Origin of the sequence: Selenihalanaerobacter shriftii (assembly GCF_900167185.1) — a bacterium.
GTDB classification, from domain to species: domain Bacteria; phylum Bacillota; class Halanaerobiia; order Halobacteroidales; family Acetohalobiaceae; genus Selenihalanaerobacter; species Selenihalanaerobacter shriftii.
Genome location: NZ_FUWM01000011.1, coordinates 56,471 through 68,758 on the forward strand (window position 1 = coordinate 56,471; position 12,288 = coordinate 68,758).

General features: G+C 33.4%; 10 protein-coding genes. All 10 read right to left on the minus strand.

From position 1 onward, the window contains the following. Positions 1-10: 10 nt before the first annotated feature. Positions 11-1,090, minus strand: a complete 1,080-nt coding sequence (mqnC, locus tag B5D41_RS07415; protein WP_200806436.1) for a cyclic dehypoxanthinyl futalosine synthase — start codon at positions 1,088-1,090, stop codon at positions 11-13. Beyond that, a complete protein-coding gene (locus tag B5D41_RS07420; protein ID WP_078809996.1) occupies positions 1,077-1,925 on the minus strand; it encodes a menaquinone biosynthetic enzyme MqnA/MqnD family protein in 849 nt (282 codons plus the stop codon). The genes mqnC and B5D41_RS07420 overlap by 14 nt, the downstream gene beginning before the upstream one ends. Then, positions 1,925-3,022: an aminofutalosine synthase MqnE gene (mqnE, locus tag B5D41_RS07425; RefSeq protein ID WP_078809997.1), complete on the minus strand. Its 1,098-nt coding sequence runs from the start codon at positions 3,020-3,022 to the stop codon at positions 1,925-1,927. Before mqnE ends, B5D41_RS07420 begins: the two co-directional genes overlap by 1 nt. 74 nt (positions 3,023-3,096) lie before the next feature. Next, positions 3,097-3,948 (minus strand): UbiA-like polyprenyltransferase, encoded by an 852-nt coding sequence (locus tag B5D41_RS07430; RefSeq protein WP_456154137.1) that lies wholly within the window; start codon positions 3,946-3,948, stop codon positions 3,097-3,099. Further along, positions 3,932-5,383, minus strand: coding sequence for a menaquinone biosynthesis decarboxylase (locus tag B5D41_RS07435; protein ID WP_078810001.1), 1,452 nt, complete (start codon positions 5,381-5,383; stop codon positions 3,932-3,934). Before B5D41_RS07435 ends, B5D41_RS07430 begins: the two co-directional genes overlap by 17 nt. 212 nt (positions 5,384-5,595) lie before the next feature. Then, complete coding sequence (locus B5D41_RS07440; RefSeq protein ID WP_078810002.1) at positions 5,596-6,084, minus strand: flavin reductase family protein; 489 nt, start codon at positions 6,082-6,084, stop codon at positions 5,596-5,598. Between the two features lie 168 nt (positions 6,085-6,252). Beyond that, positions 6,253-6,834 carry a ribosome biogenesis GTP-binding protein YihA/YsxC gene (yihA, locus tag B5D41_RS07445; RefSeq protein WP_078810003.1) on the minus strand — a complete coding sequence of 194 codons (582 nt, stop codon included), beginning with the start codon at positions 6,832-6,834 and terminating at the stop codon, positions 6,253-6,255. 2 nt (positions 6,835-6,836) lie between these two features. Continuing rightward, the gene (gene lon / locus B5D41_RS07450; RefSeq protein WP_078810005.1) at positions 6,837-9,173 is read right to left on the minus strand and encodes an endopeptidase La; all 2,337 of its coding nucleotides are present in this window, start codon (positions 9,171-9,173) and stop codon (positions 6,837-6,839) included. A gap of 75 nt (positions 9,174-9,248) precedes the next feature. After that, positions 9,249-10,925: an ATP-dependent protease LonB gene (lonB, locus tag B5D41_RS07455; RefSeq protein WP_078810007.1), complete on the minus strand. Its 1,677-nt coding sequence runs from the start codon at positions 10,923-10,925 to the stop codon at positions 9,249-9,251. 104 nt (positions 10,926-11,029) lie between these two features. After that, positions 11,030-12,283, minus strand: coding sequence for an ATP-dependent Clp protease ATP-binding subunit ClpX (clpX, locus tag B5D41_RS07460; protein ID WP_078810008.1), 1,254 nt, complete (start codon positions 12,281-12,283; stop codon positions 11,030-11,032). Between the last annotated feature and the right edge of the window lie 5 nt (positions 12,284-12,288).

Sequence of the window (12,288 nt, forward strand, 5' to 3'; positions counted from 1 at the left end):
ATATCTCTATTTAAAATTCTCTTAACTCATTATATAAAGTATCGCGTTGTACCGGCTGTCGACCAGTATCCTTAATTAGTTCAACTATTCTTTCTAATGGTACTCGATAAGATGTCCCAGCTGCTTTTACCACATTTTCTTCAATCATGGTACTACCGAAATCATTAACCCCAAAATCTAAAGATATTTGAGCTATTTTTGCTCCTTGAGTTACCCAAGAAGCTTGAATGCTAGGAATATTATCTAATACAATTCTAGATACTGCTACCATCTTTAAGTATTCAAATCCAGTAGCACCCATCACTTCTAGGTCATCCTCTAACTGGGTATTACTCGGTTGGAAGGTCCAAGGAATAAAAGCAGTAAATCCACCGGTCTCATCTTGTAAATCTCTAACTTTAATTAAATGTGCAATTCTATCTTCTAAAGTCTCTACATTTCCAAACATCATAGTGACCGTACTCTTCATTCTTATTTCATGAGCAGTTCGCATTACCTCTAACCACTCACTAGAACTAATCTTATTAGGACTAATCTTCTTTCGTACCTTATCCACTAAAATTTCTGCACCGCCTCCAGGTAATGAGGCTAAACCGGCTTCATTTAATTCTTCTAAAGTCTCTTTAATAGATAAGTCAGACTGTTTGGCGATATGTATTATCTCCGGTGGTGATAAAGAGTGAATATGAATATCAAATCTTTCTTTAATAGCTTTGAAAAGATCAACATAATATTCTAAAGTTAATTCAGGATGCAGACCACCCTGCATTAATATCTGCGTTCCATCTAAATCTATAGTCTCTTGAATCTTACGAAAGATTTCATCTCGATCTAAAATATAAGATTCTTCATCCCCTTGTTGACGATAGAAAGCACAAAAATCACATTCTGCTTCACAGACATTTGTATAATTGATATTACGGTCAATAGCAAAAGTTACTTTATTATCAGGATGTAATCTTTCTCTAATTTGATTAGCTACCTTTCCAATAGGGAGTAATTCATTACTGGCTAGTAACTTCACTCCTTCATCTAGAGTAACTCTTTTACCTGCTTGGGCTTTCAGTAATATCTCTTTAACCTCTTTCATTACCTTCACCCCAAATATTTAATTCAGGTTTCTCTTCCACTAATTCTAGCTCATAAGCGTCAGTAAAATACTTCATTACTCCTTCCTGATAACTCTCATTAAAATCATATCTTAAACTTTCAAAGTATCTCAATGCTATTTCCCGAGGAATATCCATCTCTTTAGCAGCTCTATCAGCCAATAATTCAAATTCTTGTAAACCTAACTTTTTAGATTTTAATAATTTATCACTAATTTCATCAACCAATTCAGGATTCTTTTCAGCAAATTCTTTTCTAATTACCCAGATAGCATAAACCATCTTCAATCCAGTGAATCCCTTCCAAGCTCTTCCTAGGTCAGTTATATTTAAATTAGAATTAAGATTTTCCACATATCCATCTAAAGCAGGATCACCAATTAATAAGGCTGCATCCGCCACATCTAACATATGATCTAAATCTTGTTCACAAGTAATATATTCAACATCCACTTGATAATAACGTTTTAAGAGTATTTTAAGTAATGCTACTGTAGTCCGAGAATCTTTAGGTAAAGCCACTACCTTACCATTAAGTTCTTCAATCTCTAGCTCACTAAATAGAAAAAGACTTCCCACTGGACCATCAGATGCAATGGCCAAATCCGGTAGAATATAACAATCATCAAAATTTCGAGCATATTCAATTGCTGATATCGGCGTAATATCAATTTCGCCACGTAAGAACATTTCATTTAATTCTGCTGGTGGTCCGGCAGTAATATCAGCATTTATATCGATCTTTTTATAATCAACACCATAATGTACCGGCCAACAATTAATATACTCAACAATCCCTAATTGTAATTTTTCCATTATTTATTCACTCTCCCAACTCTATTATATACAGTATCTCTTTCAACTGGAATTCGACCAGCCTTCTTAATCATATTGACTATTTCTGTTCGGGTTAACCCTTGGCTTGTCTCAGCTCCAGCAGCATGAGTAATCTTCTCTTCAACTACAGTTCCATCTAAATCATTTACGCCAAAACCTAATGAAACTTGGGCTAACTTAGTGCCTAACATAATCCAGAATGCTTTAATATGATCAAAGTTATCTAACATCAATCGCGCAACAGCTAATACTTTCAAGTCATCATATCCAGTAGTTGGAGTTATATCATCTAATTCAGTATTTTCTGGATGGAAAGCTAACGGAATAAATGTTAAAAAACCGCCTGTCTTATCTTGAAGTTCTCTTAATTTTATCAAGTGATCAATTCGCTCTTCAGATGTTTCAATATGGCCATATAACATCGTTGCATTAGTTTTAATTCCTAAATTATGTGCTTGCTCCATTACTGATAACCATTCTTCACCGCTAATTTTATTCTCACAGACCTGCTCTCTAACTCGAGGACTAAATACTTCTGCTCCCCCACCAGGAATAGAATCTAAACCTGCTGCTTTTAATCGTTCTAACGTCTCTTTGACATTAAGCTCTGCTTGTTCGGCTAAATAAGCTATTTCAACTGCAGTAAAACCTTGAACATATGTATCAGGTCGTTTCTCTTTAGCTAGCTTTAACATATCCTCAAAATATTCTAATGGAAGATCATGATGACAGCCCCCTACAATATGCAGCTCTGAAATTCCTTCAGGTGATTCATCTATTGCTTTAGCAACTTCCTTTAAGTTCATAGTATAAGCATCTTCTTCTTCTGGTTCTTTTCCAAAAGCACAGAATTTACATTGAACTTCACAGACATTAGTGTGATTAATATGACGATTATTTATGAAATAAACTTCATCTCCGCATTTTCTCTTCCGTACATAATCAGCCAAATAGCCGATAGTCAATAAGTCATTACTCTTCATCAATTTAATTCCATCTTCTCTATTCAATCTTTCTCCTGCTAATACTTTCTCTTTAATATCAGCTAATTCTGAATCGATAAATAATTCTTCCATATTCATTCACTCCTTTGTAGTGTCGTACAAATTATTTGATAGTTAACACTCACACTAACCACTCACACTTAATACTACTTAAAAAGATAATCAGCCAAAGTAAAAATAAAGATAGTAATACTGACTATACTATTAATATTAAAGAAAGCAAATTTGACTTTATCAAAATCTGATTTAACCAAGGTATTCTCCTTATAAAGAAGCAACCCTACAATTGCTATTCCTATAGCATATAACCAACCTAAGGTTAGGTATTTTCCAATAAATGCAAATAACAAAAACGTAATTGTATGGAATGCTACTGTAATTCGTAATGATCTTTCCAATCCAAATTTAACTGGGATAGAATAAAGACCATGTTCACGATCGAATTCTAAATCTTGTATAGCATAAATAATATCGAATCCTGCCACCCAAAACATTACTGCTATCCCTACTAAGATCGGTGCCAATGAAATCTCACCAGTAACCCCAACCCAACTTCCTACAGGAGCCATGCCTAAGGTAAACCCTAACACCAAATGACAAAGCCAAGTAAATCTCTTGGTATACGAATAAAAGATTAATAAAAAGACTGCTAACGGTGATAATTTAAATGCTAAAGGATTCAACTGCCATGCAGCAACTAATAATAACGCTAAAGAAAAAACAATAAACAGAATAACCTCAATCTTAGATAATAAATTTTGAGGTAAAACCCTACTTTCAGTTCTAGGATTAGCAGCATCTACTTTCCAATCTAATAAACGATTCCAAGCCATGGCTGCACTCCGTGCTCCAACCATGGCTAAAGTAATCCATAAAACCTTACTCCAGCTAGGAATCCCCTCCGCTGCTAAGATAGCACCCATATAAGCAAAAGGTAAAGCAAAAATAGTATGTTCAAATTTAATCAATTTCATGATTAGTTTAATCTTCAAAGCCATATTCCTCCCATTTCCGATCTACCAACTCTTTAATATCAGAACTCATTTCTATTTCATTAGGCCATTCTCTAGTATGTCCTTCTCCTGGCCAAGCCTTAGTAGCATCAATGCCTAATTTAGAACCATAATTAGGCCGAGGTGAAGCATGATCTAAAATATCTAAAGGACCTTTTACAACTGTTAAATCTCGTTCAGCATCTATATTATTAAACACCTTCCAGGCAACTTCAGATAGATTCTGAACATCCACATCTTTATCAACTATAACTACCATTTTAGTAAACATCATCTGACCTAATCCCCAGATAGCATTCATTACCTTTTGAGCATGTCCAGGATATTTTTTATCAATAGAAAGAATAGCACAATTATGAAAGACTCCTTCTAAAGGCAGATTCATATCTACTACCTCTGGTAGTTGTAGCTTTAATAATGGCAAAAAGATTCTTTCAGTTGCTTTAGCCATATAACAATCTTCCATAGGTGGTTTACCAACAATAGTTGTTGGATAAATAGCATCTTTTCTATGTGTAATACAAGTTACATGGAAAACCGGATACTCATCAGCTAAAGAATAATATCCTGTATGATCACCAAAAGGACCTTCAGTTTGCCTTTCTTGTGGATCAACATATCCTTCAATAATTATTTCTGCATTAGCAGGCACTTTAATATCTACAGTCTTACATTTAACCATATCTACTGGTTCTTGACGTAAAAAACCTGCAAATAACATCTCTCCAATCTGTTTTGGTAAAGGAGCTGTTGCAGAATAGATAGTAGCTGGATCTCCTCCTAAAGCAACGGCAACCTCCATTCTTTCCTCCTGAGATTCATGAGTTCGATAAGTGTCCGCTCCATCTTTATGAAGATGCCAATGCATACCAGTAGTCTTTTCATCATATACATGTAGTCTATACATCCCAGCATTAGGAATTCCACTCTCTGGATCTTTAGTAAAGACCAATGGTAAAGTAATAAATTTGCCCCCATCTTCTGGCCAACATTTTAAAATTGGCAATTCTGATAAATCAGGATTCTTCTTAACTACTTGTTGACAAGCAGCTTTTTTAACAGTCTTAGGAAAATAATCAGCAAGTTCTTTTAATTTTGGTAAAGCTTTTAACTTACTGAAAAAACCTTGATTCTTAGGATCAGGAAACTCTAATACCTCCATAATTCGTTCTCCAATATCATCTAGATCATTAACTTCTAATGATAATTCCATTCTTTTATAAGAACCAAAAGTATTAATTAATACTGGAAAATCTGAACCTTTTACATTTTCAAATAATAAAGCCGGTCCTGCTTCTTTAGAAATTCGATCTGTAATTTCAGTTATTTCTAAATCAGAACTTACTTCAGTTGTAATTCGCTTTAATAATCCTTTGCGCTCTAATAAGTCAACGAATTCTCTTAGATCTTGATATGCCATCTTTTATCTACCTTCTTTCTTTTTATTTGTTCTGTTTTTTTACAATTAATATTACATTTATATCCTTTGTTAATGAGAATAACTCTAGAATTATAAGTAACATTTCTATAATTTCCTTTAACTTACTCTACATTAATATATTTTACATTGATAAGAAAAATCCTCTTTTTAAATAGGAAAAACCCAAGTACTAAACTTGGGTTTATTAAATATTATTTTAATTTTTGATACTCATTATTGCTATATAGTAAAGCATGAGTAGACTTATAATTTTTAGCTACATGTACTTCTTTGACTTCGCCAAAAAACCAATCACAGTTACCAATCCTATCCTCTTTAATTACTTTACATTCAATATTAACTGGACATTCTGCAATTAATTGTCCATTAACCTTTTCTGCCCTTTTAGATGTTAAACCAGTTTCTAAAAATTTATCAAAATTCTTACCAGAGTTATTACCACAAAATTTAACCTCATTTACTAACTCTACTGTTGGTATATTAACCACAAACTCTTTTCTCTCCTTAATCAATTCATGTGAATAATTATCAGGACATATCCCAATTCCAATAATTGGAGGGTTAAAAGAAAAGAATTGTACAAAATCTAGAGTAATAATATTATTGCCTATAGTAGCTAAAACTACAGGGAAATATGGAAATATTTCTTTAATTCTTTCTATAGGATACTTATTCTTCACTAAAACTCACCTTTCTTCAACTAGTACTTAGAGTGTTTCGATTTTCTCAATAAAAACTTTATTAAGTTAGCTATATTAAAAGATATCAAATATTACTGCTTGATTATAATTATAACTAGTGTAAACCTCAATGTCAAAATCACCAGAATTGACACTAATCAGATATGACTATAATAAATTATTAATAAATTTTAATACATCTTTCTTGCCTCCACTACTTTTTGCAGAAAAGTAAGTGAATGGAGTATCTGGTTCTAATTGTAATTTTTCAAATATCTTCTTACGATTAGGTTTCCTTTGACTATTAGATAACTTATCAACTTTTGTTCCTACTACTAAATGTGGTACTTCCATCTGTAATAGCCATTCATACATCATTAAATCATCATCAGTTGGTTTATGTCTAGCATCTACAATTAAAATTACGCCTTCTAAATTTCTTCGTTTAAATAAATATCCTTCTATCATTGTTGCCCATTCATCTTTTACTTCATCAGGCACTCGAGCAAATCCATATCCAGGCAGATCAACAAAATAGAATGTATTATCAACTTGATAAAAATTTAGTGTCTGTGTCTTTCCAGGTTTTGAGCTAGTAAAAGCTAAATTCTTTCGATTTATTATTTTATTAATTAATGATGATTTCCCAACATTAGACTTGCCAGCTAAAGCAATCTCTGGCAAGTCATGTCGAGGATAACCTTCTCTTTTAGCAGCACTAGCAATATACTCTGAATTACTTAAATTCATAATTACTCCTCCTTTAATAAAGCAGTAGCAATTACTTCATCCATGTGCTCTACTAGTTTAAATTCTAAATCTTTTTTAATATTTTTAGGAACATCTTCTAAATTCTTTTTATTCTCTTCACACAAAATTATTTTTTCAACACCAGCACGATGAGCAGCTAAGACCTTACTTTTAATTCCACCTACTGGTAATACTCTACCACGTAGTGTAATCTCTCCGGTCATAGCTATCTTCTCATTTACTTTTTCTTTAGATAAAGCTGAAATAATCGCCATAGCGATTGTTATTCCTGCTGATGGCCCATCTTTAGGAATAGCTCCCTTTGGAACATGAACATGTATATCATACTTCTCATGAAATTCCTCTTCTAAATTGAATTCTTTTACTTTACTTCGAGCATAACTTAAAGCAGCTTGAGCAGACTCTTTCATTACATCTCCCAATTTTCCAGTTAAAAGTAGTTTCCCTTTACCAGGAACTACAGAAACTTCTATTTTTAAGATATCTCCTCCGGTCTTAGTCCAAGCTAATCCAGTTGCTACACCTACCTGTGGTTTTTCATTAGCCTCACCGTAACTAAACTTCTCTATACCTAAGTACTTGTCTACATTCTGCACAGTAACCCTACTAAGCGTTTCTTTTCCTTTGACTACTTCTTTAGCTACCTTTCGACAGATATTAGCTAATTTTCTTTCTAAATTTCTGACACCAGCTTCTCTAGTATAATTACGAATCACAGATTTAATGGCATTTGTAGAAACATTGATCTGTTCTTCATCCAAACCATGATTCTCAATTTGCTTAGATAAAAGATGTCTTTCAGCAATCTTTACTTTTTCTTCTTCTGTATAACCAGGGATTCTAATGACTTCCATTCTATCTAATAAAGGTCTTGGAATCGTATGGCTCACATTAGCAGTAGTAACAAAGATTACATCTGATAAATCAAAAGGCAATTCTAAATAATGATCAGCAAATTCATCATTCTGTTCAGGGTCTAATACCTCTAATAATGCTGAAGCTGGATCACCACGGAAATCACTACTGATCTTATCAACCTCATCTAATAGGAATAAAGGATTATTAGTCCCAGCATCACGAATAGCATTAATAATCCGCCCAGGTCTAGATCCTACATAGGTACGACGATGTCCACGAATTTCTGCTTCGTCTTTAACTCCTCCTAAAGATAGTCTTACAAATTCTCTACCAATAGCTTCTGCAATCGATTTACCTAATGAAGTCTTACCTACTCCTGGAGGCCCAACCAAACACAAAATAGGACTCTTCATTTCAGAAGTTAACTTCCGTACAGCTAAATACTCTAGAATCCGATCCTTTACATCCTCTAATCCATAATGATCTCTTTCTAAAATATCTTCAGCTTCATCTAAAACTAAACGATCCTCAGATTTATCATTCCAAGGCAAATCTAATATACAATCTAAGTAGTTTCTAATTACTACCCCTTCGTTAGCCATTGGTGGCATCTTATCTAATCTATCAACTTCTTTTAATGCCTTTTCTTCTACTTCTTCTGGTAATTCTGTTTCTTCAATCTTTTCCCTATATTCATCAATTTCATTAGAAATATCATTATCGTCACCTAGTTCTTTTTTTATTGCTTTTAATTGTTCCTTAAGATAGTATTCTTTCTGCCTCTTTTCTACTTGACTTCTAACGCGAGAACTAATCTTTTCCTCTGCTTTTAAGACTTCAATTTCTTTATTAAGCAATTTATATAATTCTTCTAATCGTTCTTTATAAGAAATAGCTTTTAAAATCTCTTGTTCTTGAGTCACCTTAAGAGACATATGTGAAACCATAATATCTACTAATCTGCCTGGATCTTCTACATTTACTACTGTCATCATAGTCTCTGGCGGTAACTTCTTATTTAACTTCACATACTCTTCAAATTGACTAATTAAACTTCTCATTAATGCTTCTAATTCTTGATCTTTTTCTTCTTCTCCCTCTACTTGTTCAAGTCCAACTTTAAAATACGGTTCTTCTTGTATATATTCACTGATTTTAGCTCTTTTAATCCCTTCAACTAAAATCTTAATTGTACCATCAGGTAGTTTAACTAACTGCTTTACTTGGGCTACAGTTCCAATATCATAAATTTCATCTAACTCTGGTTCTTCTATTGTTTCATCTTTTTGAGCTGCTAACAAAATTAATCTATCTTCAACCATAGCCTCTTCTAAAGCCTCTATCGATTTATCTCTTCCTACTAATAGAGGCATTACCATATGAGGGAATACCACTAAACCTCTTAAAACTAATAAAGGTAATTCTTGACCAATCTCAATTTCATCAATTTCTTTAACCATTACCTATCACCTCCAATATTTACTGTGACACTTAAATACTATTCTATTAATCTTACAAAATTCCTTCATTATCACTTAACTTATTGGTGAAGCCGTCAATAAGTTAATATTTTGTTCCAATTGAGTAGAACCTTCTACTTCATTAGTCAAAATTGCTTCTTTAAATACTTCTTCTAATCTTTCAACTTTAATAATCTCAATATCAGTAAATTGTGTAAACATTTCTTGCCAATTTTCCTTTGGAATAATTACTTTTTTAGCACCAGCTCTTTTAGCTGCTTCTATCTTAGCAATTACTCCTCCTACCGGCTTAACTAACCCTCTAATAGAGACTTCCCCAGTCATAGCTAACTGATTCTCTACAGAACTTCCAGTCAATGCGGAATAAATAGCAGTAGCTATAGTTACTCCTGCCGATGGTCCATCTAAAGGAATTCCCCCTGGAAAATTAAGGTGTATATCATAATCTTGGGGAGTAATGTCTACAAATCTACGTAAAATAGTAATTACATTTTCAATAGAGCCTTTGGCCATACTTTTTCTCTTTACTTTACGCTGTTGATTACCAACCTCTTCCTCTTCAATTACACCTGTAACTTTAACTTCTCCAGTACCAGACTTCACTTTGATAGCAGAAGCCTCTAATTCAATCAAAACACCTAGATTAGGTCCTCGCACTGCTAAACCATTTACAACTCCTACTTGAGGTTCATTTCCTACCTTTTTGTCAGGACGTGGACTATACTGTCCACTGTTTACTACCCATTCGATATCTTCAGTAATAATTTCCTTATCTTCTCTTTCTTCAGCTAGAACTAATCCCCCAGCAGTTTGAATCATATTAACAGTATCTCGGCCATTTTTAGAATATTTTTTAATTATATCTACAGCTTCAGATTCAATTTTAAACTCTGCTTTTTTAGCTGCATTTTCAGCAATTCTTTCTATATGATTAGGTGCTAATGGTTTAAAATAAATTTCTAAACATCTAGAACGTATTGCAGGCGGAATATCTGAAGGTTTACGGGTAGTAGCACCTACTAGCCTAAAGTCGGCTGGTAATCCTCTCTGAAATATTTCATGAATATATTGAGGGATATTATCATCTTCTTCATGATAATAAGAACTTTCTAAAAATACTTTACGGTCCTCTAATACTTTCAATAATTTATTCATTTGAATCGGATGTAATTCTCCTATTTCATCAATGAAAAGCATACCTCCATGAGCCTTAGTAACGGCTCCTTGTTTAGGTTGAGGAATGCCTGCAGTCCCCATAGCTCCTGCCCCTTGATAAATAGGGTCATGTACTGAACCAATTAAAGGGTCTGCTATTCCTCTTTCATCAAACCTCGCTGTAGTTGCATCTAATTCTATAAACTTTGATTCTTCATTAAAAGGAGAATTAGAATTATCTTTTGCCTCTTCTAATACTAATCGAGCTGCTGCTGTCTTACCTATCCCTGGAGGACCATAAACAATTACATGTTGAGGATTAGGTCCACACAAAGCTGCTTTTAAAGCCTTTAATCCTTCCTTTTGTCCTACTATCTCTTTAAATTTTGCTGGTCTTGTCTTTTCTGAGAGTGGTTTAGTCAATGAACGTTTTCTCAAACTTCTAAGCTTCTCCATTTCTTTTTTAGACTCTTTAATAACTGCCACTTTATTAGTATGTTGTTTCCTCAATAAATTCCAAAAATAAAGTCCAATAATTACAGCAAAAACAAACTGAATAATCCCGAATATATTCATAATTTAAATACCTTCCTCCTTACAAAATTATAGCTTAATCAACATTAATTATTATATCCGGAATTATTTTTTTTATCCTATAAAACTGAAAAAGAGACTACCTATTAAGCAGTCTCTTCTTTATGATTATTAACCCTAATTAATTTAGGCTTCTCTCCTTCAACAACAACCTTTTCAGTGATAATACATTTACTAATATCATCTTGAGAAGGAATATCGTACATTATGTCTAAAATCGCATCTTCAATAATTGATCTTAGACCACGAGCACCAGTATTATGTTCTAACGCTTGTGCAGCGATGGCCTCTAGGGCTTCATTTGTAAACTCTAAGTCTACATCATCTAATTCAAAGAACTTACCATACTGCTTAACTAAAGCGTTTCTAGGCTCAGTTAAAATTTCAACTAATGCATCCTTATCTAATTGCTCTAAGGTAACTAAAACTGGTATTCGACCAACAAACTCAGGAATCAACCCATACTTTAATATATCTTGTGATCGAACATGTTTTAAAATTTCACCAATTTCTTCCTCTTCTTCACTTTGAATATCAGCACCAAAACCCATTACTTTCTTCTTCATTCGAGACTTAATAACTTTCTCTAATCCATCAAAGGCTCCTCCACAAATAAATAATATATTAGAAGTGTCTATTTGAATAAACTCCTGATGCGGATGTTTTCTTCCTCCTTGTGGTGGTACACTAGCTTCTGTTCCTTCTAATATTTTGAGCAATGCTTGTTGAACACCTTCTCCAGAAACATCTCTAGTAATTGATGGATTTTCAGATTTACGAGCAATCTTATCAATCTCATCTATATATATGATTCCTTTTTCTGCTTTTTCCACATCATAGTCAGCAGCTTGAATCAATTTCAGAAGAATATTCTCAACATCTTCCCCTACATAACCAGCTTCAGTTAAAGAAGTCGCATCGGCTATTGCAAATGGAACATCCAATATCTTAGCAAGAGTCTGAGCTAATAAAGTCTTTCCACATCCAGTAGGACCTATCATACAAATATTACTCTTCTGTAATTCGACTTCATCAACCTGCATTCCAGAATTAACTCTTTTATAATGGTTATATACAGCTACAGATAGAGACCTTTTAGCTCTCTCTTGTCCGATTACATATTGATTTAGAATATCATTTATCTCATTAGGCTTTGGTACACTTTGCAACCCCATACCCATGTCATCATTTAATTCTTCTTCAATGATTTCGGTGCAAAGTTCAATACACTCATCACATATATATACACCTGGGCCTGCTACAAGTTTTTGAACTTGGTCCTGAACTTTTCCACAAAATGAACATTTTAATTGGCCCTTTTCATCACCAAACTTGAACATTTTAT